This is a genomic window from Mangrovimonas sp. TPBH4, from assembly GCF_001280505.1.
Taxonomy (GTDB): domain Bacteria; phylum Bacteroidota; class Bacteroidia; order Flavobacteriales; family Flavobacteriaceae; genus Mangrovimonas_A.
The window spans coordinates 1-26,222 of the sequence record NZ_LBIO01000040.1; the positions used below are offsets into that span (position 1 = coordinate 1).

Annotated in this window: 27 protein-coding genes; 14 read left to right on the forward strand and 13 right to left on the reverse strand. The window is 38.3% G+C overall.

All coding sequences use genetic code 11. From position 1 onward, the window contains the following. The 4 genes from ZA05_RS04035 to gdhA all read right to left on the reverse strand — a co-directional run. On the reverse strand, positions 1–891 hold an 891-nt coding region (locus tag ZA05_RS04035), incomplete at its 3' end, for an acyltransferase (RefSeq protein WP_053990404.1). 41 nt (positions 892–932) lie between these two features. After that, complete coding sequence (recO, locus tag ZA05_RS04040; RefSeq protein ID WP_053990405.1) at positions 933–1,652, reverse strand: DNA repair protein RecO; 720 nt, start codon at positions 1,650–1,652, stop codon at positions 933–935. A gap of 12 nt (positions 1,653–1,664) precedes the next feature. Continuing rightward, positions 1,665–4,037: a two-component regulator propeller domain-containing protein gene (locus ZA05_RS04045; protein ID WP_053990406.1), complete on the reverse strand. Its 2,373-nt coding sequence runs from the start codon at positions 4,035–4,037 to the stop codon at positions 1,665–1,667. 128 nt (positions 4,038–4,165) lie between these two features. Next, positions 4,166–5,509, reverse strand: coding sequence for an NADP-specific glutamate dehydrogenase (gdhA, locus tag ZA05_RS04050; RefSeq protein WP_053990407.1), 1,344 nt, complete (start codon positions 5,507–5,509; stop codon positions 4,166–4,168). Positions 5,510–5,738: 229 nt separating this feature from the next. Here gdhA and ZA05_RS04055 point away from each other — a divergent pair, with 229 nt between their 5' ends. Continuing rightward, entirely contained in the window at positions 5,739–6,578 is an 840-nt protein-coding gene (locus tag ZA05_RS04055; RefSeq protein ID WP_053990408.1) for a hypothetical protein, read from the forward strand. A 60-nt stretch (positions 6,579–6,638) separates the two neighbouring features. Here ZA05_RS04055 and ZA05_RS04060 read toward each other — a convergent pair whose 3' ends face one another. After that, entirely contained in the window at positions 6,639–7,778 is a 1,140-nt protein-coding gene (locus ZA05_RS04060) for a cystathionine gamma-synthase (protein WP_053990409.1), read from the reverse strand. Positions 7,779–7,864: 86 nt separating this feature from the next. On the opposite strand from ZA05_RS04060, the gene ZA05_RS04065 reads away from it, so the two are divergent. Continuing rightward, a complete protein-coding gene (locus ZA05_RS04065; protein ID WP_053990410.1) occupies positions 7,865–8,584 on the forward strand; it encodes a DUF3298 and DUF4163 domain-containing protein in 720 nt (239 codons plus the stop codon). Here ZA05_RS04065 and ZA05_RS04070 read toward each other — a convergent pair. Then, on the reverse strand, positions 8,577–9,824 hold the full coding sequence (locus ZA05_RS04070; RefSeq protein ID WP_053990411.1) for a sodium:proton antiporter: 1,248 nt from the start codon (positions 9,822–9,824) through the stop codon (positions 8,577–8,579). The two genes, ZA05_RS04065 and ZA05_RS04070, sit on opposite strands and share 8 nt — an antisense overlap. Before the next feature lie 3 nt (positions 9,825–9,827). Then, positions 9,828–10,283: a DinB family protein gene (locus tag ZA05_RS04075; protein WP_053990412.1), complete on the reverse strand. Its 456-nt coding sequence runs from the start codon at positions 10,281–10,283 to the stop codon at positions 9,828–9,830. A gap of 99 nt (positions 10,284–10,382) precedes the next feature. Between ZA05_RS04075 and ZA05_RS04080 the strand changes: the two genes are divergently transcribed. Together ZA05_RS04080 and ZA05_RS04085 are read left to right on the forward strand one after the other, a co-directional pair. Next, positions 10,383–10,739, forward strand: coding sequence for an arsenate reductase family protein (locus tag ZA05_RS04080; RefSeq protein WP_053990718.1), 357 nt, complete (start codon positions 10,383–10,385; stop codon positions 10,737–10,739). A 20-nt stretch (positions 10,740–10,759) separates the two neighbouring features. Further along, positions 10,760–11,647, forward strand: a complete 888-nt coding sequence (locus tag ZA05_RS04085; protein WP_053990413.1) for a DMT family transporter — start codon at positions 10,760–10,762, stop codon at positions 11,645–11,647. Here the strand turns inward: ZA05_RS04085 and ZA05_RS04090 are convergent. After that, positions 11,644–12,138 carry a thioesterase family protein gene (locus ZA05_RS04090; protein ID WP_255350050.1) on the reverse strand — a complete coding sequence of 165 codons (495 nt, stop codon included), beginning with the start codon at positions 12,136–12,138 and terminating at the stop codon, positions 11,644–11,646. The two genes, ZA05_RS04085 and ZA05_RS04090, sit on opposite strands and share 4 nt — an antisense overlap. Before the next feature lie 108 nt (positions 12,139–12,246). Here ZA05_RS04090 and ZA05_RS04095 point away from each other — a divergent pair, with 108 nt between their 5' ends. Genes ZA05_RS04095 through nadD form a run of 3 tightly spaced genes read left to right on the forward strand, consistent with a single transcriptional unit; the run spans position 12,247 to position 14,266 of the window. Beyond that, a complete protein-coding gene (locus ZA05_RS04095) occupies positions 12,247–13,104 on the forward strand; it encodes a YicC/YloC family endoribonuclease (protein ID WP_053990415.1) in 858 nt (285 codons plus the stop codon). A gap of 7 nt (positions 13,105–13,111) precedes the next feature. Further along, entirely contained in the window at positions 13,112–13,684 is a 573-nt protein-coding gene (gmk, locus tag ZA05_RS04100; protein WP_053990416.1) for a guanylate kinase, read from the forward strand. Between the two features lie 3 nt (positions 13,685–13,687). Further along, complete coding sequence (nadD, locus tag ZA05_RS04105) at positions 13,688–14,266, forward strand: nicotinate (nicotinamide) nucleotide adenylyltransferase (protein ID WP_053990417.1); 579 nt, start codon at positions 13,688–13,690, stop codon at positions 14,264–14,266. A 48-nt stretch (positions 14,267–14,314) separates the two neighbouring features. Here nadD and ZA05_RS04110 read toward each other — a convergent pair whose 3' ends face one another. Together ZA05_RS04110 and ZA05_RS04115 are read right to left on the reverse strand one after the other, a co-directional pair. Further along, positions 14,315–14,974, reverse strand: coding sequence for a hypothetical protein (locus ZA05_RS04110; RefSeq protein WP_053990418.1), 660 nt, complete (start codon positions 14,972–14,974; stop codon positions 14,315–14,317). Between the two features lie 134 nt (positions 14,975–15,108). Further along, complete coding sequence (locus ZA05_RS04115) at positions 15,109–15,468, reverse strand: YraN family protein (RefSeq protein ID WP_053990719.1); 360 nt, start codon at positions 15,466–15,468, stop codon at positions 15,109–15,111. Between the two features lie 127 nt (positions 15,469–15,595). Between ZA05_RS04115 and ZA05_RS04120 the strand changes: the two genes are divergently transcribed. The 5 genes from ZA05_RS04120 (at position 15,596) to ZA05_RS04140 (ending at position 20,596) form a co-directional block, all read left to right on the forward strand. Next, positions 15,596–17,533 (forward strand): S9 family peptidase, encoded by a 1,938-nt coding sequence (locus ZA05_RS04120; RefSeq protein ID WP_053990419.1) that lies wholly within the window; start codon positions 15,596–15,598, stop codon positions 17,531–17,533. Positions 17,534–18,271: 738 nt separating this feature from the next. After that, positions 18,272–18,877, forward strand: a complete 606-nt coding sequence (locus ZA05_RS04125) for a hypothetical protein (RefSeq protein ID WP_053990420.1) — start codon at positions 18,272–18,274, stop codon at positions 18,875–18,877. An 81-nt stretch (positions 18,878–18,958) separates the two neighbouring features. After that, positions 18,959–19,459 carry a DUF3592 domain-containing protein gene (locus ZA05_RS04130; protein WP_053990421.1) on the forward strand — a complete coding sequence of 167 codons (501 nt, stop codon included), beginning with the start codon at positions 18,959–18,961 and terminating at the stop codon, positions 19,457–19,459. Between the two features lie 39 nt (positions 19,460–19,498). Then, entirely contained in the window at positions 19,499–20,032 is a 534-nt protein-coding gene (locus ZA05_RS04135; protein WP_053990422.1) for a GNAT family N-acetyltransferase, read from the forward strand. A gap of 72 nt (positions 20,033–20,104) precedes the next feature. Further along, positions 20,105–20,596, forward strand: a complete 492-nt coding sequence (locus tag ZA05_RS04140) for a hypothetical protein (protein ID WP_053990423.1) — start codon at positions 20,105–20,107, stop codon at positions 20,594–20,596. 89 nt (positions 20,597–20,685) lie between these two features. On the opposite strand, the gene ZA05_RS04145 is transcribed toward ZA05_RS04140, so the two are convergent. The 3 genes from ZA05_RS04145 to ZA05_RS04155 all read right to left on the reverse strand — a co-directional run bounded on the left by ZA05_RS04145 (position 20,686) and on the right by ZA05_RS04155 (position 23,222). Continuing rightward, positions 20,686–21,702: an LD-carboxypeptidase gene (locus ZA05_RS04145; RefSeq protein WP_082333667.1), complete on the reverse strand. Its 1,017-nt coding sequence runs from the start codon at positions 21,700–21,702 to the stop codon at positions 20,686–20,688. Between the two features lie 95 nt (positions 21,703–21,797). After that, positions 21,798–22,424 (reverse strand): hypothetical protein, encoded by a 627-nt coding sequence (locus ZA05_RS04150; protein ID WP_157514502.1) that lies wholly within the window; start codon positions 22,422–22,424, stop codon positions 21,798–21,800. A gap of 162 nt (positions 22,425–22,586) precedes the next feature. Continuing rightward, positions 22,587–23,222 carry a hypothetical protein gene (locus ZA05_RS04155; RefSeq protein WP_053990426.1) on the reverse strand — a complete coding sequence of 212 codons (636 nt, stop codon included), beginning with the start codon at positions 23,220–23,222 and terminating at the stop codon, positions 22,587–22,589. A gap of 208 nt (positions 23,223–23,430) precedes the next feature. On the opposite strand from ZA05_RS04155, the gene metG reads away from it, so the two are divergent. Together metG and ZA05_RS04165 are read left to right on the forward strand one after the other, a co-directional pair. Further along, complete coding sequence (gene metG / locus ZA05_RS04160) at positions 23,431–25,500, forward strand: methionine--tRNA ligase (RefSeq protein ID WP_053990427.1); 2,070 nt, start codon at positions 23,431–23,433, stop codon at positions 25,498–25,500. Between the two features lie 12 nt (positions 25,501–25,512). Then, complete coding sequence (locus tag ZA05_RS04165) at positions 25,513–26,139, forward strand: class I SAM-dependent methyltransferase (RefSeq protein ID WP_053990428.1); 627 nt, start codon at positions 25,513–25,515, stop codon at positions 26,137–26,139. The last annotated feature ends 83 nt before the right edge of the window (positions 26,140–26,222 follow it).

Genomic DNA, 26,222 nt, shown 5'->3' on the forward strand with positions numbered 1-26,222 from the left:
GTATAAACCATAGGTATAGACTCCTAATTTACTAAACCACAAATTATCACCAATGTGAATGGAATTGTTTCCTAAAGTAAATAAAATAGTAATTGAAAATAGAAGAGCCAATATAGTTGGATATAAACCCTCAATATAAACTAAGCTTATATTTGGTATGACAAATACCATAGAAATAGTAAAAACTAAAAAACTGTACTTTAAATATTTTGGTATTTTCTCTACGAAACTTATGTAACTTTTTTTATGAATGAGTAAATATGCGGGCATTGCACCAAAAGCAAAATAATCTAAATGAGATAATACATCAATATGCCCTAATCCAAAATAAGTATAAATGAGTCGAGCAATATTTGCAATAACAATACTCAATATAATAAGAAGAGGAATACTTTTATTGGAGATATAGTAAAATAACACTCCCCAAAGGATATAAAAATGTTCTTCTATACAAAGTGACCACATAACTCTTAAAGGAGCCCCGTCAGGAAATGTATTGGTCATCATCATTTTATAATTTTCACCAAAGAATATTGATGTCAATAAATTTGGTTTGTAACCTTCATTTTCAAAAGGCAAGTTCAGGGCATTTAATATATATGGGGATACATAGGCAAATCCTATCATAAGATAGAATAGCGGCCAAATTCTCAAAATTCGCCTAGAGAAAAAATTCTTAAGAGAGATTCTCTTTGTATGTTCTTTTTCATAAAGCAAAATGTATGTAATTAGAAATCCACTTAACACAAAAAAGAATGTCACCCCAATTCCCCCACTTTTAAGAAAAAAATCAATATAAGTTATTCCCGTTTTAGGTACATGCAGAAAAAAAACCAAGAGAAAAGAAAAAAATCTTAGTGCATCAAATGTGTGAAAATGTCTTCTATTCATTATGTATGGGTACCCTTAAAATTTCCTTATTTCAGTGAAAATTAGTTAAACACCTGATTAAGCACTATCAAAGATTTCGGTTTTCTGAAATCCCCCAAATGCAACTCATAATATAACAACAACATATTAAGGAAGGATTGACGCTGTTTTGAATTCAGTTTTACATTGGAAAGGCCTTCAAAATTTGTATTCAATAACTGTTTTAAAATGCTCAAGTTTTCATCAGATATAGAATAAACACCATCATTGTGACTTTCAAACAAACCATTGCTCAAATTAAAATAAGGCTGAGAACTATTTGAAACATCCGGATAAAACCCTAAATGTCTCGTAAGCTGAAGCAAAAACAACAAATGGAAATTGGAAAATTGGGTTTCGTGATCCAACAGCAATAGGCAGTTTTTCAAATAGTCGTAGAGAGCCTCGTTGGGCTCCTCTTCTCTCAAGGCGGTAGACAAGACTTCTGCGAGAAACATTACTATAGAACCCTTCAACAAATTTGTATGCAAAGACTCATATGGATGCTCTACCTTAATATCTTTGATAGTTTGAAGCGAATGATTGGGCTTGTAGTCTTCATCGATTTGTAACTGTGACAACATTTGAAAATAGGCCACCTTAGAATTCCCCTTTTTACTTTTTAGAACGCCTCTCAAAATATAACTCACTGTCCCTCGATTGCGGGTATAACATTTTACAATTAAATCGTGGTCTCGATATTTTAGTTTGGACAGTACAATGACCTTATTTTTAGACAACATCAGCGAAAGACTTTATCTAACAATTAGCAACTTCAACACTTTAGTATCGAAAGAATCCAAATCGGAAATCATGATAAGATACACACCAGTAGCCACCACATTATTGGCAAGGTTTTTACCATTCCAAATCGCGGTTCCTCCATCAATGGCAAAATTGTAACCTGCTCTCGAGGTACGTTGGTTTACTCGCGATTGAGCTTCAGCCACCAAATTCCCCTCTATATCGGTAATTTTAATATTGACATTCTCGGTAAGCCCTTTTATTTTGACTCCTTTGGTAATATTATTCAGATCATCAAACCCTAAAAGATTATACTCGGGTCTTACCGGGTTAGGATACACAAAGGCATCATCCAACTCGTCCTCCGTCTTCGAACCACCTGCTAAAAAGGAAACTAACCCATTCTCAGTTGCAAAATAAACCCGCCCATTTTCACTATCAATGGAAATGTCATTAATTACATCCGATGGTAATGGAGAATTGCTTTTCGTAAAATGATAAATTGTTTCCTGTCCGTCTGGAGAAAAGTAAAACACGCCTGAAGTTAAGGTCCCAATCCATTTATTGTTGGAGCCATCAACTTTGATATCCGTAATAAACTGATCCGCCAAAAGTTCTTGGGCAATATCGTCTTCTAAAATGACTATTTCATTGACCGTTGGATTGGGATTCTCCAGAAAATTTGCCGTATTGTAAAGAACTCGCAATCCTTTTATGGTTCCAATCCACAATTGATTTCTATTATCCATTGCTAGGGCCCTTACAATGGAGGAAGGCATGTTCTGTTCAACACTATAAACTCTATTAATCGAATTTCCGTTCTCATTATATGCTAAAACTCCATTATGATAACCTCCTGTCCACTTAGTTCCATTATTATCGATTACTAAATCTGAATATCCCCACTCACCACTAAATCCATCTGGGATTATTTCATTAAAGCTGTACGAATTCCAATCACCCGTAGTGGGATTATAAGATTTTAATGGACTGTCAACCCTTCCTGTCATGGTCCATAACACACCGTTCCTATCAAATTGAGAAGCACTTTGCCTAATGCTAAAGTAATTTGGGTTTCCTGGAATCACCAAGGACTCCAATCCACTATTGGTATTATCCAGCAAGATAGTTGGAACTTCATTATCTATCTGCAATATCCCATTTTGGAAAGAACTGACAAAAACCTGGGACAACTTGAAAGGATTCACTGCTACATAGTTAAGGTTTCTAGCTCCAAAAACACTATCTTTAGAGGTATTGATCCATTGTTCCCCTTTCAAATGACTCACTCCAAACAATATTGATGGAGAAGGAGCATAATCAACGGTATACCCACCAAAAGTAACCCATAAATTATTATTGCCTGCCTGAATTTTAAAAGCGTCATTTCTTAGAGGCCCTCCAGGACGAATTTCAAAATAAGTAGAAGGGCTGTTGAGTTCTGTTTGGAGTAAGCCAACACTATCAGTTCCAATATAAATATGATTATTTGAAACTGTAGCAGCACTAAAATTAGTTGTATAAATTCCCGTAACCTGGGCATCACTAATTAAATTAAAATTGGCATCATAGATGAATACATCCTTTTTGGTCGTAACAATTAAAAAATCCCCCACAGATTTCATATCCAAAGGAATATCTGTATATGTATATAATTGGTCCAATAAAGTGTCTTCTAACTCATAAATTGATTTATTTGCCCTGATAGTATACAATCTTCCATTCACTCCTCTTATACCAATAAAATTACCGCCCACAACTCCTTGCCATTGCTGATAATCAATTAAATTTGGATTGCTCAGCTCAGCTCTTTTTATACCATTGTTATTTGAACAGGCTGCATAAATGTAACCATCGTGAACTGTGGTTTGGTTCACAGTAATTTGAGAACCCCCATTTCCGATAAAAAACGTATCTCCAAACTCCAAATACTCTAAATCATAAACCGAAATACCATAAACTGTTGAAATGTAAACCAAGCCCTCGTATTCATAGAAGTCATTGATTCGTTTTAAATTTGGAGAAATAGTTTCCTTTTCAAGAATATCAACTACCGTTAAAATCTCATGCTCACTGCCCTGAACCACTTCCATCAATCCATTTTCATAACCAATCAGTAGCAGGTCATAATTTTCACTATAAGCAATAGTAGAAATAACATCCCCTGACAGTCCTTCAACTGTAGTAACCGTTTCTATGTCCTGAGTATATTCATCATAAATAAAAATGGCATTTTCTGAAGCAGCATATATTTTATCATTTCCCTGTACCACATCTTTAATGTCGTAATAAGAGAAATGCCCCTCCCAAAGCACAGAATAATCCTGTGAAAAACAATTTATTGCAAATAAAAAAACTAGAAGTCGTATAGTTTTATAAACCATCTTAAAATATTAAGGTTCAAATATATTTATTACAAACGAGAATTTATATATAATCATATGCTTAAGGGCAATAAAAAAGCTCCCATTTTTCAATGGAAGCTTTTTAAAATTCATTATGATAGTTTGTGTTACACTACTCCTTGAGCCAACATGGCATCTGCTACCTTAACAAATCCGGCAATGTTTGCACCTTTTACATAATCTACATAGCCATCTTGATCTTTTCCATATTCAATACAAGCTTCATGAATATTAGCCATGATTTCTTTTAGCTTATTATCAACCTCATCTCTTGTCCAGTTATAACGTAAAGAGTTTTGCGTCATTTCCAAACCAGAAGTTGCTACACCACCAGCATTAGATGCTTTACCTGGTGCGAATAGGATTTTAGCCTTGTGGAATTCAGTAATGGCCTCTTTGGTCGAAGGCATATTGGCTCCTTCACTCACACAGATACAACCATTTTCCACTAGCATTTTAGCATCCTCTCCGTTAAGTTCGTTTTGAGTAGCACATGGCAAGGCAATATCACAAGTCACTTCCCAAGGTGTTTTACCTTCGAAGAATTTAGCATTTGGATATTCGTTTACGTACTCACTAATACGTCCTCTTTTTACATTTTTCAACTCCATTACATAGGCTAATTTACCAGCATCGATACCTTCTTCATCTATAATATATCCAGAAGAATCAGATAAAGTTACTACTTTACCACCTAGCTGAGTTGCTTTTTCAGCAGCATATTGCGCCACGTTTCCAGATCCAGAAACTACCACTGTTTTTCCTTCAAAGCTGTCTCCCTTTGTTTGCAACATACTTTGTGCAAAATATACGTTACCGTAACCTGTTGCCTCTGGACGGATCAAAGATCCTCCCCATGACAATCCCTTACCGGTCAACACTCCTGAAAACTCATTTCTTAGCTTTTTATACATTCCGAATAGGAACCCAATTTCTCTAGCTCCTACACCAATATCACCAGCAGGAATATCGGTTTGAGGACCAATATGACGGAACATTTCACTCATAAAGGCATGACAGAATCTCATGATTTCATTATCACTCTTCCCTTTAGGATCGAAGTCACTTCCTCCTTTTCCACCACCCATGGGCAATGTGGTCAAACTATTTTTAAACACCTGTTCAAATGCCAAGAACTTAAGGATACTCATATTTACCGAAGGGTGGAAACGCAAACCGCCTTTATATGGTCCGATTGCAGAATTCATTTGAACTCTATATCCTCTGTTCACCTGGATTTCGCCTTCATCGTCAACCCAACAAACTCTAAAAGTAATGACACGTTCTGGCTCAACCATTCTTAACAGGATGTTCTTCCCGTGATAAATATCTTGCTCTGCAATGTAAGGAATTACAGTCTCTGCAACTTCCTCAACCGCCTGTAAAAACTCAGGTTCTTGCCCATTTCTTTCTTTTACAAGGTCTAAAAAAGCATCTATTTTTTCTCTCATTATATTAAATATTAAAAATCAAAGGTTCTTTTCGAGGCGCAAAGATAGGGAATCTTTAAAAAATTAAACTTATTTTTTTGATATTCTCAAAATAAATTTAACTCAATGTTAATCTCATAATTAAACCTCAAAATTGTACTTAATTACTTGTTAAAATGCTTTTATTTGTTTGTTAATGCACTTTTTCTATATTTGTTAACATCATTTGCCCTAGGACAAACCAAACCATATGAAGCTTAATTTCAAACTATTATCCATTATATTTCTCTTTTCAACCACCTATAATGGATTTTCTCAATTGGGTTTTTCACACGAAATCGGGGCAATTGTTGGTCCAGTTCAATTTCGTTCAGATTTTGGAAGCCGTAACGACGAAGAAACCAACTACGGTAACTCCGGGATTGGAATAGGTATTATCCATTATATCAATTTTGCCTATCGGGCCGATTGTAACTGTTACTCTACAGATACTTATTTTAACGATCACTTTAAGCTAAGATCGGAAATTTCATGGAACAAAACCATTTTGGATCACCATGGGCAATGGGTAAGACCTAGTAAAACCAGTGAAAATGCACAGCGTTTGAGAGACCACCATGGGGTAGCAGAAAATTTTGATGTTGGAATGCAGTTGGAATATTTCCCAAGAAGTATCCGTTCATTTCAAGCTTTCAGTTACAGGTTTGCGCCTTTTGTAAGTTTGGGAGCGCACTATACCTCGGCGTCGCCACAAGCCAGCACTACACATGGCAATGGTCTAATTAATGACCCTAGTAATATTTATTCCTATTGGTACGAAAATCCTGTATACCTACCCCCATTACCTCCGGGAGCTTCTCCTTTGTCACGGGAATATCCAATTAACACAGACCATATCAACACATGGTCCGTTGTTACCAGTGTTGGGGTGCGATACAAACTCGGAATCCTTTCCGATTTAATGCTGGACCTACGTTGGCAATACTATTTTAGTGATTGGATTGATGGCTTTAACCATAAATTGAGCTACAACAAATATAACGACTGGTTGATTTGGTTGAATTTTGGATACATTTACTACCTAGATTAAATCAATACCATATAAAAAAAGCAGGCTAATTGGCCTGCTTTTTTAGTTTTATATCTCTATCTACCCAATCGCTTGTTCCAAGTCCGCAATCAAGTCCTCCATATCTTCAATTCCTACACTTAACCGAATCAAGGAATCTACAATTCCCGTTTGCTCCCTTTTTTCCTTCGGAATACTGGCATGGGTCATACTCGCTGGATGACCAGCCAAGGATTCCACGCCTCCCAAAGATTCTGCCAAGGTGAAGATCTTTAAATTTTCAACAATCTTAATGGCTTCTTTATAATTGTTGCCCTTTGTTGTAAATGATACCATCCCACCAAAATCCTTCATCTGTGTTTTTGCGATTTCATGGTTTGGGTGCGATTCAAAACCAGGCCAGCAAACATTTTCAATCTTTGGATGAGCTTTCAGGTACTCTGCCACGGCTCGTCCATTCTCGCAATGCCTTTGCATTCGTATATGCAACGTTTTAATTCCTCTTAACACCAAAAAGCTATCCTGAGGCCCGCACACAGCACCACTAGCATTCTGAACAAAATAAAGCCTATCTGCCAATTCTTTGTCCTTTACAATCAAAGTCCCCATGACAACATCGCTATGTCCTCCCAAATATTTCGTAGCAGAATGCATTACAATATCCGCTCCCAAATCTAATGGTTGCTGTAAATAAGGCGTAGCAAACGTATTGTCAACAGCTAACAATACATCGTATTTCTTGGCAATGCCGGCCACAGATTTAATATCGATAATATTCATCATTGGGTTGGTTGGTGTTTCCACCCAAATAAGCTTGGTATTGCTATTGACATAATTTTCAATTCTATTTGCATTTTCCATTCCCACGAAATGAAATACAATTCCAAAACGCTCAAAAATCTTTGTAAATAATCGGTAACTCCCTCCATACAAATCGTTGGTTGAAATCACTTCATCCCCCGGATTCAATAATTTGATTACGGCATCAATAGCTGCCAAACCAGAACCAAACGCCAATCCATAGTTCCCATTTTCAATACTTGCCAAAGCTTTTTCCAAGGCATGGCGTGTTGGGTTTTGGCTTCGCGAATATTCATAGCCTTTATGACCACCTGGAGTGGATTGCGCGTAAGTGGATGTTTGATAAATTGGGGGCATCACAGCTCCATAAGCCTTGTCGTGTTCCTGCCCACCATGTATGGTTTTGGTATTAAATTTCATATAAAATGGTTTTAAACAAATTTAGGCTTTAATTCGCTGTATTCAAATGGATGTTATACCTTTAACTTCCAAAATTGACCCTTCCTATGAAAAAATATCTGTCCCTGTTTGCCCTAAGTCTATTTCTTTTCAACTGTGCCGAAGATGCGTCTTTAAAATTTGAAGATTCATTTCTTTCACTTCCTTCCGGAGCAAAAATCGAGGTATTATACCCAAAGGCAACAGGGCCTTCCGAAGTAGCCAAAACAATCAACACTGCCATCGATTCATACATCGCCAATCAAATATCCTTCAATGACAGTATTCCTCCTGGCGATGTCAAAGATGCCATAGAAAAATTCAATTCGGAATATACTGGTTTTAAAGATGAATTTGAAGATAGCGAAGCCAGATGGGAAGCTTTGGTTGAAGGGGAAGTACAGTACCAATCTCCAGAAATTTTATGTATTTCCATAAACACCTATCTATATACAGGCGGTGCTCATGGCAATGACCGCATCGATTTCTTGAATTTCAACCCAAATACAGGGCAATTATATTCTACCCAAGATCTCATTACAGATATGGCAGGGTTTAGCAAACTTGTAGAAGCTAACCTAAAAAAAGAACAGGCCAAAAAAGCAAAGGACAAGGCCATGGAAGACCTTTTCTTCGGAAAGGATTTCCAACTACCGGAATCCATTGGCTTTAATGAAGATGGTGTTATTATCCTTTACAATACTTATGAAATAGCCTCCTATGCACAAGGCATTACCGAGTTTTTAATTCCTTATGATGAAGCAAATTCTTTTCTTAGCATCAACTGATTTTTTTGGTAAATCGTTTAATAACTGGCTCCACTGTTAAACCTTGACCAATGATAGAAAACACCACAATAATATAGGTAATTACCAAAAATAAATCACGGTGCATTTCTGGTTTTAAGCTTAGTGCCAAGGCAATGGAAATACCACCACGTAAACCACCCCAGGTCATGATTAGATTGGTAAAAGGGACAAAGCCCAACCTTTGCGCATAGACTTTTATGGGCACCCAAAGCGAGATATAACGGCATAATAAAATAATCGGCACTGCTATCAAGCCAGCCAAAACATAACTGGTTTCAAAACTCAAAACCAACATTTCCATCCCTATCATCACAAAGAGAATGGTATTCAATAAAACATCAATAAGTTCCCAAAACTTGTCTACGTAAAGTTCCACAACATCAGACATGGCTGAATTTCTCACGGTATCATTTCCAACAATCAAACCAGCCACTACAATAGCCAATGGTGCCGACACATGAAGTTTGTGTGACAATAAAGTCCCTCCCATCACGGCCGCAATCGTGATGATCACTTCAATTTCATAATTGTCTATGGATTTCATCAAACGATAAGTTACCCAGCCCAACAACAAGCCTAATGCGATGCCGCCCAGAACTTCCTGTCCAAACAGCTTCAAGATATCCGTTGCTACCAATTCCGAATTTGGAAAAGCGGCTACCGAAAAAATTGTCAAGAACACGACCACTCCAACACCATCATTAAACAAGGACTCTCCCACAATTTTTGTTTCCAATATTTTGGGAGCATTGGCCTTTTTCAAAATTCCTAAAACGGCAATTGGATCCGTCGGCGATATCAAGGCTCCAAACAACAAACAGTATATATAGGCCACGTCTAAACCAATTAACAACAGTAAATAGTACATTAAGGTTCCTACCAAAAAAGTAGACACCAAGACCCCTAAAGTTGCAAATAGTAAGACAGGTCCTCGTTGCACTTTCAATTGGGAAAAATTGGTATGCAAAGCCCCAGCGAACAACAGAAAACTCAACATTACATCCAACAGGACCGTTTTAAAATCAATTTGTGAAATGAATTCCTTTTCATGCGCCAACAGGGTATCGTCAAACCTTGACACCCCTAAAACAGCTAAGGTAAATACAATGGTAATCACCATTAAGCCAATGGTAATTGGCAATTTTAAAAATCTAACATTGATATAGCCAAAAATGGCCGCAAGCACTATTAAAATAGTGGCAATACCGTAGTAATCCATAAATTAAATTGATTTTTTAAGGGCCAAAATATAGCCTAAATGTATGCCTTCGTGAAAACAATTAAACCCAATGGCGTCTTCCACACAGGTCAAAGTACTATTTGTACTAGTAGTATATTCGTTATAAGAATTAAAAATCTGATTGGCGTAGTCGGTTTTTGTTTGCTCCAAAGTAGAGAACAACAATTCCTTAATGTTGTCTACTTCTTCTTGTGTCACATCCCGTTCAGGTTTTGTCCCCTTTTTAAACTGCTCTATAAAATCCTCCGAAACTAAAGTTGGCAAACCAGACAATTTGTATACTAAAATTTGTTGGGTAGCAATGGTATGGGCTATGTTCCAAATAACATTGTTCTTAAATCCTGAAGGAATGGTATTAAGTTCTTTCAAACTCAACTGTTCCAAGATTCCTTTTAATAACATTCTGTTTTTGTAAGTGACATCAAAAATCCAATCCATGTCTTAAATTTTCACTAAAAGTAAGTAAATTTCTTTTGAAATGATTTTACTTTGCACCTCAAAAGAAAAGATTCCTTTTCGGTTTTACAATTCTTGGCCATGAAAAAAATATACTACCTAAAAACCTGTAGCACCTGCGTTAGAATCATTAAAGAATTGGACCTTCCTTCCGATTTTATATTCCAGGACATCAAGACCGAACCTATCACGGTAGCGCAATTGGATGAAATGGGAGCTCTAGCAGGTAGTTTTGAGACTTTGTTTAGCAAACGTGCCAAGTTATACAAGGAAATGGGCCTCAAGGACCAAAATCTAACTGAAAAAGATTTCAAACACTACATTTTGGAGCATTACACTTTTTTGAGCCGTCCGGTAATTATTTACAACGACGCCATCTTTATCGGCAATAGCAAAAAAGTGGTGGAAGCTGCCAAAGAAGCTATCCACAGCAACTAAACTTTCTCAGCAATTTACATATGAACGGTAGGATATGGGCACTCCTCGCAGCCATCGTGGTACAGGTGCTTTATGGAGTAACTTTTACATTTGCCAATGATGTTATTGACGGCGGACATGTAGCTCCTTTTGGTTTTATTCTCCTGAGGGTTTTAGGGGCCACCACACTTTTTTGGATCATTAGCATTTTTGCTCCTAAGGAACGAATAGAACGCAAAGATTATAAAACGTTTCTATTGGCCTCCATTTTTGGAATTGGCCTGAATATGCTCACCTTTTTTAAAGGGCTACAGTATACAACACCCATACATGCCTCGGTAATCATGACCGTGGTTCCTATTGTGGTTTTGGTCTTTTCAGCCTTTTTACTGAAAGAAAAGATTACCAACCTAAAAATATTGGGGGTGCTTCTTGGTTTTACCGGAGCCATTGTGCTTTCGGTTTATGGCAAGTCCACACAAGTGGGCGACCATATTCTACTGGGGAATTTCTTGGTATTCATCAACGCCGTTTCCTATAGCTTCTACCTTATCATCATAAAAAAAGTAGTAGACAAATACCACCCCTTGACCTTTATAAAATGGTTGTTTACCTTCGGACTTATTTGGGTACTGCCTTTTGGATTCGGGGAATTAAAAAGTGTCAACCTTAGTACTTTTTCCACATACACCTACTTTGCTGTGGGCTTTGTGGTTATTGGCGCTACTTTCGGCACCTATTTGCTCAACTTGTTTGCCCTAACCAAATTAAGAGCCTCAACAGTAGGCACCTTCTTGTATATGCAGCCCGTAGTAGCCGGCATCTTTGCCGTGGTCATGGGCAGCGACACCTTAAATGTTATCAAACTAAGTGCCGCAGCCTTGATCATGACAGGTGTATTTTTGGTAACCAAAAAACCTAAGAACTAACTAAGGTTTTTTGGCATTTTCCCGTGTTTACGGGTATCTTCTTTGGTCAATATTTTAAAGTCCTCGGCTTTGGGAAGTGACATAATTTCCTCCAACAAGTTTTCTGGCAAGGCAGTAAGCTTTCTGGTTTTTAAGTTAATCCAAGCCCCCATCAATTCGCAATTGGCCAAGTGATTCCCTTTATGGTCGTAAAGGTCATGTTCAAATTTAAAGAACATTCCATCGGCACTAAACCCCTTTATTTCCAAAGACACCGTAATGGGTGTTCCCATAAAAGCCTCCTTAAAATAGTAGATATGCTCATAAAAAATGACCGGACTGATATCAAACTTGGCGAGATCGGCCAACGAAAAGTCATGGTCGTCAAAAAAAGACACGCGCGTATGGCTCATAAAATTCACATAGGCCGAATTGGCCAAATGCCTATTGGCGTCTACATCGCTCCATCTTATCTCAAATACTTTCTTGTACATAGCTGTTTTTTGTTTCAAACAAATTTATGCTTATTTTACTATGCAAGCATAACAAATACGCTTATTTTATAATATCCTTAACTTTAGCTTTTTGTTTACCTTTGCACAACTTTATAAACTAAGTTCATGATACAGTCAATGACAGGCTATGGAAAATCTGTACTACAGCTTCCTAGCAAAAAGATTTCCATTGAAATAAAATCTCTAAACAGTAAAAATTTAGATTTAAACACCCGCATGCCTTCCATGTACAGGGAAAAGGAGTTGAATATTAGGAAACTCATTGCCTCCCAATTGGAACGTGGTAAGATCGATTTTTCATTGTATATGGAAATCACTGGAGAGGAAACTTCATCGCAAATCAATAAAACTGTCGTTAAGGAATACATCAAACAGCTTAAGGATGTGGTTGATGGTGATGAGACCGAACTTTTGAAAATGGCCATACGCTTACCCGATTCCGTAACTACAGAACGGGACGAGATTGATGAAGATGAGTGGACCCAAATTGCCGCTGCCATTAACGAAAGCATTGAAAAAATCCAGAAGTACCGTAAGGATGAAGGAAAAGCTTTAGAGACAGAGTTTGAAGACCGCGTCCAAAATATCGGAAAACTTTTGGAGGCCGTAATTGAAATGGACCCAGAGCGTATTGAAGGCGTACGTGCCCGATTGGAAAAAGGTATTGCCGACATCAAAGAAAAAGTAGACGAAAACCGCTTTGAGCAGGAGTTGGTCTATTACATCGAAAAATTTGACATTACCGAAGAAAAAGTACGCTTGCAAAACCACTTGGACTACTTTTTGAAAGCCCTAAAGTCGGCGGATTCCAATGGTAAGAAACTTGGATTCATTGGTCAGGAAATGGGCCGTGAAATCAATACTATAGGTTCCAAATCCAACTATGCCCCAATGCAAAAACTGGTAGTTCAAATGAAGGATGAACTTGAAAAGATTAAAGAACAACTATTAAACGTATTATAATACCGTAATGAACAAAGGTAAATTAATTGTATTTTCTGCACCTTCGGGTTCAGGTAAAACCACCATTGTTAGACATTTATTAAAGCAAGAAGAATTAGGCCTCGAATTTTCCATTTCAGCCACTTCCCGCGCTCCTAGAGGTGAAGAAGTAGATGGCAAAGACTACTACTTTTTATCCTTTGAAGATTTCAAACAAAAAATTAAAAACGACGAATTCCTGGAATGGGAAGAAGTCTACAGAGATAATTTCTACGGCACTTTAAAGAGCGAAGTAGAGCGCATATGGGCCAAAGGCAAGCACGTGATCTTTGATATCGACGTGTCCGGAGGTTTGCGTATCAAACGGAAGTTTCCAGAACAGACCTTGGCCATTTTTGTAAAGCCACCAAGCATCGACGAGTTGAAAATTCGCCTTAAAAAACGCAAAACCGAAAGTGAAGACAAAATCAACATGCGCGTTTCCAAAGCCTCTGCCGAATTGGCCACCGCACCGCTTTTCGATAAAATTGTCGTGAACAAAGATCTTGACGTCGCTTTGGAAGAAGCCTATAATTTGGTATCCAATTTTATAAAGGAGTAAGCCATGAACATTGGACTCTATTTTGGAACCTTTAATCCTATCCATATAGGGCACCTCATTATTGCCAACCATCTTGCCGAAAACAGCAATTTGGACAAAATTTGGTTTGTGGTCACACCTCATAATCCATTCAAGAAGAAAAGTAGCCTGCTGGACAATCACCACCGATTGGAAATGGTATACCAAGCCACAGAGGAATACCAAAAACTGGAACCCAGCGATATTGAATTTGGACTGCCTCAGCCCAATTACACCATCAATACCCTAACCTATCTACAGGAAAAATATCCCAAGCACAACTTTTCCTTAATTATGGGAGAGGACAACCTAAAGAGCTTCCACAAATGGAAAAACTACGAGGCCATCTTGGAACAATACAACCTGTACGTGTACCCACGATTGTCTGAAGGGAAAATGCACACACAGTTTGATGGCCACCCAAAAATCCATCACGTAGAAGCCCCCATCATGGAACTGTCGTCCACCTTTATTAGGAATGCCATTAAAGAAGGTAAAAACATTAGGCCCATGCTTCCGGAACCTGTTTGGAAGTATGTTGACGAAATGAATTTCTATAAATAAAAAAAACCTGCGGATGCAGGTTTTTTAGTATTCGGATAATACCATTTCCTAGGTTGGTAATGGAGCCTCTTCTTCTCCATCATCCTCACCACCATCGGTAGGGTCTTCTGTAGCAGTATCTGGACAATCCAATAGAGAAGCCTCTACAAACATGGCCCAGCTATTGCCATCAAACTGGGCACCTTCGGCCCAAGCGGTTTCTCCTCCCGTAGGTCCTTCAACCTCGGCATGCGCCGCAAAACAATAATTGTCACCTAAATCTTCCAAGCTAATGGCATACACCACTTCATACTCGGTAGCGGAAATAGGTTCGGTAAATGGAAACTGCCCTATTTGCGGATTTCCGGCACCGTTTAATGGCACCCAATCATCCTCGCAATTTCCTAAGCTCAAATGTGTGGTTCCAAGCGCCCACTCACCATTAGAGCTGAAAATAACAATTAAATGCTCCCCGTCATTGTAAACCGAAACGTCTCCGGCAACATGATGCTGTCCTGCAATCAAATTAACACTTACGCAAGGACTATCGGTATCTAAATCACCTAAGGAAACCGCTTCGGGGTCTACAACCGCTTCAGGCGTTTCTACCTGTGGCGCCTTTTTACTTGTGCTCGCGGTTTCAAAATCATCAGCATTAACACTTTCTACCTGACAACTACTACTTAGCAGCAATAATAGTCCAGAAAGCGTGAACATAACTTTTTTCATTATTAAAATAGATTTGGGGTTAAATCATGATGAAATTACATAATGAAAGGTCAAAATCACAATTTAATCGATGTACGACATAAATTAGCCAAATTAAAAAGAATTTTTCCTACAAGTTTCGATGAACGACCTTTCTAGAAATAATAAAAGGCATCTTCCAAATGTTCAATGGAAAAGTCAGTACCATTTTTAACAATCGCCACAATATCAAAACGGACTTCAACGTCCAATGCATTTTCAGTGACATAGGCGTCTACAGCCTTTACCAAGCGTTGAATCTGCTTTGGTTTTACAAACTCTTCAGGGTTTCCAAAATCGGCAGTGGAGCGTGTTTTCACTTCAACAATGGCCAAAAAAGAGCCCTTTCGGGCAATAATGTCCACTTCAGCCTTGTCGAACCTATAATTGCGATCCAAAATGGCATAGCCCTTGTTCAGCAGAAAATCCACTGCCATTTGCTCTCCTTTTTCACCTAATGTATTGTGCTGTGCCATAGCAAGAATTCCATTCTTATGGAAATTTAACATTTCCTGTTCAAAAAAGTGGGGATACTTTATAAAAACTTTAATACCGTAACCGTGAAGTAATTGATATATTTGGCGCTGTTTAAAAATTAACTACATGAAGAAATTAATCTTAATCTTAAGTTTAGTGATTACTGCCAACACCATCCAAGCTCAACAAGTGATGGATCCTGAAATGTTGTGGACTGTAAAGCGCATTAGCGTTTTAGGATTATCTAATGATAATTCCCACATTATCTACAGTGTAAAAACCCCAAATATTGCCGAGAATGGCTTTGACACCGCTTACTTTCAAATCCCTGTGGAAGGAGGCGCTGCAATAGCCATTGAAAAGGAAGCCATTACCGTAGCCGATAAAAACATTGCCCCAAACGGAGCTTATAAAGTATTCCACAAAGCGGTGCACATTGAAGCTATCAAAGCTACCGACATTTATAAAAACTTGGACAAGGCAGATGCCTATGTGTTTACCGATTTGGACAACCGCCATTGGGACACTTGGCAAGATGGAAGTTTCAATCATGTATTCTATAAAGCTATCAATGCCGAAGATGATGCAGCCATAGACATCATGCCAAACGAGCCTTACTACGCTCCACAAATGCCATTTGGTGGCGACGAGGATTATGTTTGGTCCCCAGACAGCAAGAGCATTTACTACGTAAGCAAGAAGCTGAAAGGTAAAGCCTATGCTACCAGTACCAACACCGATATTTACAAATACGACCTAGATACTAAAACCACTACCAACATCACCGAAGGAAACATGGGGTACGATACCAACCCTACCTTTAGCCCAAAAGGTGCTTTGTCTTGGTTGCAAATGAAAACCGACGGTTACGAAAGTGATAAAAACGACATTATTGTTCTTGAAAACGGTGTAAAACAAAACCTAACCCAACAGTGGGACGGTACCGTAAAAAGCTTTAAATGGAGCAACGAAGGTAAAAAAGTATTCTTTACAGCGCCTGTAGATGGTACCATTCAATTGTTTGAGGTAAACTATCCTGGCAAGAAAAGAATTGCGCCTGTGGTAACCCAAATTTCCGAAGGGCAGTTTGACGTTAGAGGTATTGTTGCTCAATTGGACAATACCCTTATCGTTACCCGTGGCGACATGAACCACGCTACCGAAGTGTTTGCCTACAACCTAAAAAAGCAAACCTTCAAACAACTTACCAATGTAAACGACGAGCTTTACAGCAGCATCGATTTGCCAAAAGTTGAAAAGCGCTATGTAACCACTACAGACAACAAACAAATGTTGGTATGGGTAATTTTGCCTCCAAATTTCGATGCCTCTAAAAAATACCCTACCCTATTATATGCACAAGGTGGCCCACAATCGCCATTATCGCAGTTTTATTCTTACCGTTGGAATTTCCAATTAATGGCCTCTCAAGGCTATATTGTGGTAGCGCCTAACAGAAGAGGAATGCCAGGTCACGGTGTAGCATGGAACGAAGCCATCAGCAAGGATTGGGGAGGACAGGTAATGAAAGATTACCTATCGGCCATCGACGCCATTGCCGAAGAGCCTTATGTAGACAAGAACCGTTTGGGGGCTATTGGCGCTAGCTACGGTGGGTATTCTGTGTTCTACTTGGCAGGAATCCACAACAACCGTTTTAAAACCTTTATTGCCCACGATGGTGTATTCGACACTAGAACCATGTTTGGTACTACCGAAGAGCTGTTTTTTGTAAACCACGACTTTGGTGGCAACTACTGGGACTTGGACAATAAAGTGGCCCAAAAAGCCTATAACGAATTCAACCCTATCAACCATGTATCCAAATGGAATGCGCCTATTTTTATCATTCAAGGAGGAAAAGATTACCGTGTGCCAATGGAGCAAGGTTTAAGCGCTTTCCAAGCTGCTAAAATGTTAGGTCTAAAGAGTAAACTATTATACTTGCCAGAAGAAAACCACTGGGTGTTGAACCCACAAAACGCCTTGGTTTGGCAACATGAGTTCTTTAAATGGTTAGATGACACCTTAATGAACGAATCCTCTGAAACCATTTCAGAATAAGAAAAGCCCCAATATCTATATTCCGAAACATCCCAAAGGCAGCACTAGCTTTTGGGATGTTTTTTTTGGATTGAAATGAAATACGATTACAGCACAAGGTTGTTCTCGATACAAAATGCTTTACAAGCATTCCACTCGAACCGACCTCAGGGTTATATTTCACACAAAGCCCCAACAAGAACACCATCGTCACTTCGATCCTGCCAGCCGCAGGCAGGTGGTTATTTGAAATGCTAATGAAAAATAACAGTATCGAGAAGCGAGTGACCTCTTATGACACATCCTTAACTGTTTTGACCCGTCAAGACACTTCGTGACCCCTTATGACACATCAACCCTATTTTTAAGGGGTTTTGTTCGAGGATTGTTCGGGGTTTGCTCGTGTGAGGCTTTGGGGTGTTTGGACGGATACCCCTTTGCACGAACAAAGGCTAAGGCAAGCCCTAGTTATGGTAATTGGTGGGGGATGGTACCATGATAAAAAAGTGATGTTTTTGCATTGTAATTGTACATCCCCCTAACCCCCTTCAAAGGGGGAATTTACTAGTTCCTTGGAAAGGGATATGGAGTTGTAAGGATGTCAACAACTGTTCTATAAGTCTTCACCAAAAGCATGAATCCAACCTTAACTTGTAAGATTAATCTATTATATTTACAGATAACCAACTGATGCTTGTATGCATCTTGAACCTTTTTTTGGGGTTACATGTATGTTATAAGCATTACTAAAACTAACCTATGAAAACAATATTAATTGTACTTGGAATTATTGGACTACCAATTGTACTATTTGTGATTTACAAATACTTTAAATTCCAAAAACAAAGTTCCCTAGCACTAAAATTAAGATTTGAACGCATCCAACCTCTTTATGAGAAATTAGAAAATGGCATTGCAATAAATGAAGAAGATGTAAGGGAATATGCGAAAGACAATAAAACGAGAGAAATGACCCATCAACTTCTTTTGGAGTATAAAAAAACTGAATTGTTTCCAGAAGAATATTTAACAATAGAAAGTGGTGCAGAAAGTCAGTTGGTGAACTGGCTTGAATTTCCAACAGAATTGGACAAAGCACCTGACGAGATAGAACACCTTAAAAAAGTTACCATTCAATTTGATGGAAACAATATGTTTTATCACGTCTTTAAATATATGACCAATGCTCCTCATTGGGCTGCAGAAAATGGTTGGATGTTAGGAGTTGTAGGCCCTTATTTCGAGGATAGCAAACCTTATGATTTTGCAGGAGCCACATTTAGCAGATGCAACAGTCTCCTTGGAGAAATTGAACCAGAAGATGAAGCTAAATGGGTTCATGAAAATATTGCTTTAAAAAGATGAAAACACCCATTATTGGAAGACACCATAATATCTAACTATAATGAAATGTGGCATAAATAGCTTTCCAAATAATATCCATTAATGAAAACTAACATTACCAACCATATAATGACATTAGGGCTTTTGGCCATTGTTTCATCAGTATATTTTTTCAATAAAGAATCTGTTGGAGGGCTTATCTTTTTAATTTGTGGAGTTAGCTTCCTATATGCAGGTCTCCGAAGTCGTAATACCAACAAAAACATACAAACCAATGGCACCAAAACAAAGGCAAAAATTATAGATTTTGAAGAGGAACTCGCAGAAGACAACGAGGGATTTTCAAGAGTCCATCATTTTCCAATTGTAAGGTTTATGGATAGAAACGGCATTGAAACGACGCAAAAATTAAACTCCAGTGAAAATCCAAAACGACTAAATGAACTGATTGACATTATTTATGTAAAGAAAGACAACAAATACCAAATAATGATAGACAGTGACTACTGGATGACATTTTTCCCAATGACACTTATAGTTGGTGGAATTCTATTTTCCGCAATTGGGGTTATTTGGATAATTAGCAAAATTCAAATATCCTAAAAGGAATTGACGTATTAGCTATCCATTAATAATACAAAAATGACAAAAAAAGCATTCACACCCTTCCCAGTACTTACTACCAAAAGGTTGACCCTTCGGCAAGTGTTGATAAGCGATGTGAATGCCGTATTTGCTTTGCGTTCGGATAATGAGATCAATAAGTATTTGGACAGGCAACCCGCCAAAAACCTTGAAGACGCCAAACACTTTATTGCCAACATTACCGAAAACATCCAAAAAGGGGAAGCCCTCTATTGGGGCATTACCTTAACCGAAAGCGGCATATTTGTGGGCAGCATTTGTCTTTTTGAGTTTTCAGACCAACATAACACCTGCGAGATAGGCTATGAACTTTTAAAAAACCACCAAGGAAAAGGGATTATGACAGAAGCTGCAAATGCCGTGATTGCCTATGCCTTCCAAACATTGTCCGTTCAAACCATTGAGGCCAGCACCCATAAAAGCAATCAAGCTTCTATCAAACTCTTGGACAAACTCCACTTCAAAAAAGCAACAACACAAGACCCAAAAGATCCTGATTTTCTTTTGTATGTTCTTTATAAATGGGAGTAGAGATTATGAAAGCTGTTTATATAAATACTTAATATGAGACAACTTAAAACACTAGTTAGAATAATTTGTTTTATGATACCAGTAGTAAGTATATCCCAGGAAGAGGAATATATCGTAACAAAATATGATGACACTATTTACGGAAAAGTTATAAGAGGCACCAATTACCTTGACACTTCTGAAGTAGTTTTCAAATTTAAAAACAAAGCAGGCGATAAAATACGAATCGATGCAAGCGAAATAAAAACAATTAGATCCATCAAAGGTGTTGATGGCGACTGCTACATTACAACAATTTATGATGCGCTCTTTATAAAAAAGATTATCGATGGTAGAATAAAAGTGTATCAATTAGTTGATGGAGCCATATTTTATGCTTCCAAAGACGATTCTGAAATTACATCTACCGATATTGGTGAGTTCTTTTCAAGGAAAAAAGCGCATTCCCAAGTAAGACCTATGATACAAGACAATGTTGAGCTGCTGAAGGAATTTGATACGCTTCCAGGAAATCAAAAAAACATCTTTTACATCATAAACAAATACAACAGCTCTGTGTATTGAGCTATTCCCTTATCTCATAATACCCATTCCTTAAAAAACAAAGAAATTTTTCCTTGATAGTATTTAAAATAGAACGGTCAGCACTCAACTTACTGCCTAAACACCACCGTAGTTCCCTCTTTGGTGACAGTCATCTCAATAGTTCTACCAAATATCATTGCACGGTTGTCCTTTTCATGGCCGGCAGGCATATGAAAGGCAATTGGAAAATCATAGTCGGATAGGGCATCCAAAATCAACTGTTCAATGGAAGTGCCCCAAAGCGTGGTGTTCTTTCTAAGCTTGCTCATATCACCCACCAACACACCTTTACAGTTTTCAAAATAGCCGGCACGCTTTAAACTTTGTAGCATCCGGTCGATATGGTATTTATACTCTCCAATTTCCTCAATAAAGAGGATGTCGCCCGAGACATCGATACTTGTCTCTGAACCCAACATGGTATGCAATAAGGTGAGGTTGCCTCCTACCAAAGGGCCAACAGCTTTACCAGTCCTATTGTATGAAGAACCTTTTAACGTATAGGACAGAGGCTCCCCAAATATCGCCTTTTTGAAACTTGCAATGGTTTCCTGAATCTCGCTTACATCCTTTTTCAAACTGATACACATCATAGCATGAATGGACTCATATCCCAGATTATGGAATTGGTTATGCAAACCTGTGATATCACTATAGCCAATCAACCATTTGGGGTGCTGCTTAAATTTTGTATAATCCAATTTATCCACGATACGCACACTCCCATACCCTCCTTGGGCACACCAAATAGCACTAATGGTAGGATCGTCTAGAGCCTTTTGGAAATCGGCAGCCCGTTGGGCATCGGTTCCCGCAAAATGATTATCTTGACTGAACACATGATCACCTACTTTGGCATGTAGTCCCCAGCTTTCCAACAAGGTAACAGCATCCTGCACCTCCTCTTCCCTATTTTTCAATATTCCCGAAGGCGCCACTATGGCCACGGTATCCCCTGCTTTTAAGTACTCTGGCTGTATCAATTTGTTTGGAATTTGTGAATTGGATTGCTGTGCATTACCAGTGGCCATTGCAAAGAACCACAGAGCACAACACAGATAAACTAATTGAATCTTTTTCGACATAGGGTAAATGTACAGTTTTCATTCCAATATCATAAATCACTTTAGAGAATAAAAAAAGAGGCTTATAAGCCTCTTTTTAAATATCTATTCAAAAATTATTTCCTTCTAGAAAATCCTTTGGTTTTGGTTACTCCTGACGGTCTTCCTTCATTTTGCCAAAAAGTGAGATCTTCAAAATACATTAACTCTCCCTCATAACTTCCAGAAAACGCAGCCCCATCCTCGGTAGTACCCTCAAATTCTAATTTAAAGGCAGTTCCGTTCTCTAAAACTGTAAAAGTACCAGAAGTCATTTCATAATAAGCCTCTTCTTCATCAGTTTCATAATTGTAATTTAAAAGAACATCCCCTACAAAAGTATTAGCAACTCCATAAGTTGGATCAAAAGCATAAGTACCTGGCTCTAAACCTGCTTCACTTTCTGTAAACAGTTCAAAATAAATTTCAGAATACACGTTATTTACAGCCTCAGGATAACCATCTACAATTGATATTTCAGAATCTATTAAACTCACATCAAAATTATAGACCCCACTATCAAAATATTCTCCATAGTTTAATAATGAAGCTCCTTGAATTTGGTGCTCTTCACCATTATAAACAAGTGCATTTGTAGGATTGTTGTTATTGTTGTTGTCATTATTGTCACTGTCATCATTACCACAGTTGAACATACTTAAGCCTAAAGCCATTGCTAGTGTAAGCGAAAAAAAATTCTTCATAGTTGATTTTATTTAAAAGTTTAACATAAGTCAGCGAATATATATTTTTTCATCAATTCCTACAATTAGCTTTTTTTACTTACAAATTAGCTCTTGTAGAATTTGTTAATCTTAAAATAAAAAAGAGGCCAAAAACCTCCTTTTTAAATCTATAAGTAACTGTTATTTTCTTTTTACAAATCCTTTTGTTTTGGTTACTCCTGTTGCCATTCTTCCAAACTCATCAGAATACTCAAACTCCTCCAACTCTCCTTCATAATTCCCTGAAAACTCAAGACCTTCATCAGTGGTTCCTTCAAACTCCAATTTATAGGCAGTTCCATTCTCCAAAATAGTGAAAGACCCAGAAGTAATTTCTAGAATATAATCCTCATCAAGAAAGTCTTCAGCCATTGCATAATTAAGATTAATTACCATGTCCCCATAGTCAAACGTATTTGGCACAGATTCAATACTCGTGTAATAATAGGTTCCTGGTTCAAGTCCCGCAGGATTCTCGGTAAACAGCTCAAAACTTAAACCGGAAAAAACATTGTTCTCTGGAAAAAGTTCCTCTCCAATCATCTCATAATTAGTATCCAATAAATAAATATTAAAAGTGTAGACACCTTCTACATCCATTTCTCCATAATTATAAATAAAACCGCTTTTCAATTGGTATTCTTCTCCATCATATACCAATACATTTGTCGCAGTTTCAGGTTCATTATTGTTATCATTGTCATCGCTATTGGATCCACAATTGAATACAGAAAGTCCTAGCGCCATGGCTAGCAAAAAAGATACACGTGTTTTCATAGGTTGATTTTTTAAAAGTTTTACATTTTGTAGCTAAACATATACAAAAAATAAAAACCAGCATAAATTTTTAACCTTTATTTAGGAAGTTTCCTACCTTATATTTTTTTCCTAAACCTCATTAAAATCCGTATTTTTGCCACCTATTTGAAACACTAAAACATTAGAGCCTTGTTGCCCTTGCAGCAAGTATTAAACATACAAATCCATGACAGATCCTAAACGCTATACCATTACCGCAGCATTACCTTACACCAACGGCCCTATCCATATTGGCCACTTGGCTGGTGTATACGTACCTGCTGATATTTACGCTAGATTTTTAAGACTTAACGGCAAGGATGTTGCCTTTGTATGCGGAAGTGACGAACATGGGGTACCTATCACCATCAAGGCAAAAAAAGAAGGGGTGACACCTCAGGACGTAGTGGATAAATACCATGCCATTATCAAACAATCGTTTGAGGACTTTGGTATTTCGTTTGATAACTACAGCCGTACCTCGGCGCAAGTACATCATGAAACGGCTTCGGAATTCTTTAAAGAGTTATACAACAAAGGAGAATTTATTGAAGAAGTAACGGAGCAGTTATATGACGAGCAGGCCAATCAGTTTTTAGCAGACCGTTTTGTAACGGGAACTTGTCCAAAATGTGGTAATGAAGAAGCTTATGGCGATCAATGTGAAAAGTGTGGCTCCAGTTTAAATGCCACGGATCTTATCAATCCTAAATCGGCCATTACTGGAAATGTGCCAACCTTGAAGCAAACCAAGCACTGGTTTTTACCATTGGACAAGCATGAAGACTTCCTTAAGGAATGGATTTTGGAAGGTCACAAAAAAGACTGGAAACCTAATGTTTACGGACAAGTAAAATCATGGATTGACGATGGATTACGTCCTCGTGCGGTAACGAGAGATTTGGATTGGGGAATCCCAGTACCACTACCAGATGCTGAAGGAAAGGTGTTATATGTTTGGTTTGATGCACCTATTGGGTATATCTCCGCTACCAAGGAATGGGCAGAGCGAGAAGGCAAGGATTGGGAACCGTATTGGAAAGACCAAGACACCAAGTTGGTACACTTTATTGGAAAGGACAATATTGTATTCCACTGTATCATTTTCCCAGCTATGTTAAAGGCTGAAGGCAGCTATATCCTGCCAGACAATGTACCTGCCAATGAGTTCTTGAATTTGGAAGGCAACAAATTGTCCACCTCCAAAAACTGGGCGGTTTGGCTTCCTGAATACTTACAGGATTTCCCAGAAAAGCAGGACGTATTGCGCTACGCATTGACTGCCAATGCCCCTGAAACCAAGGACAACGATTTTACCTGGAAAGACTTTCAGGCGAGAAACAATAACGAATTGGTAGCCATTTTCGGAAACTTTATCAACCGCGTTGTGGTCTTAACCAACAAATATTATAATGGCATTGTGCCAACACCTTCAGAGTTGACTGAGATTGATGAAGAAACCTTGGCAGCCGTAAAAGCGTACCCTTCTGTAATTGCAAGTTCTATTGAACGCTACCGTTTCCGTGAGGGAAGTCAGGAGTTGATGAACTTGGCCCGTTTAGGAAATAAATATTTGGCTGATGAGGAGCCTTGGAAAGTGATCAAGGAAGATGAGGCCCGCACACAAACCATCATGTACGTAGCGCTTCAAATAGCTTCGGCTTTGGCAACTTTAAGTGAGCCGTTCTTGCCATTTACGTCAGAAAAATTGAAGAACATCCTTAATCTAGCCTCCGCAGCAGAAAGCATTTCTTGGAATGACATCATTTCCAAAGAGGTCTTGCTTACTGCTGGACAACAAATTGGCAAGGCTGAATTGTTGTTCTCAAAAATAGAAGATCAAGACATCCAAGCCCAATTGGACAAATTGGAAGCAAGTAAAAAGGCCAATGAAGCAGCCAATAAAACAGTAGAGCCTCAAAAGGATATTATCACTTTTGATGACTTCACCAAATTGGACCTTCGTGTAGGAACCATTTTAGAAGCCGAAAAAATGCCAAAGGCCAAAAAATTATTGGTACTAAAAGTGGATACTGGTATAGATGTAAGAACCATTGTGTCTGGTATTGCTGAAAGTTTTACACCAGAAGAAATCATAGGCAAACGTGTGACCGTATTGGTAAACTTAGCACCAAGAGCCTTGCGTGGCGTAGAAAGTGAAGGGATGATTTTAATGACCGAAACAGCCGATGGCAAATTGGTATTCGTCAACCCAGACGAAGGGCAAAACGTTACAAATGGATTGCAAATAAGTTAAATCTACCCTTACATGAATCACCTCAAATCTCATTGGGACACTGTTTATGATACCAAAGCAGACCCTGAATTAGGATGGTATGAACCCCATCCAGAAACCACATTGCAGCTCATTGACAAATGCAATCTACAACCTCACGCTTCTATTTTAGCGGTTGGTGCTGGCACTAGCAATCTGATAGACGAGTTAGTCTCAAATGGGTACCACAATATCATCGCTAACGATTTAAGCGACGTAGCCTTAAACAAATTAAAAGCACGTATCAAGGAAGCATACAATCACGACTTAAATTGTATTGCAGATGACTTGACGCAACCTAAAGCACTTTTGGAACACGACCAAATAGATCTTTGGATAGACCGCGCGGTGTTGCATTTCTTTTTGACGGAAGAGGAGCAGCACTCCTACTTTGAGCTGATCAAAAAAGTAGTTGCCAAAGGTGGCTATGTATTGATTGCCGTATTTGCTTTGGACGGGGCAGAAAAATGTTGCGGCTTACCCTTGCAACGATACAACACGGATATGCTACAGGACAAACTGGGAGCCGAATTTCAACTTTTAGAAAGTATAGACTTTACGTTCATCAATCCTTTTGGTGGTGAGCGCCCATACGTGTACACGCTTTTTAAGAGACTATAAATACACTTTTTAAAAAGGATTTATCTGAAAACATGCCATTGATTTTGGTATGGTAATTGGTTAAATTAGAGGAGCAACTTTTC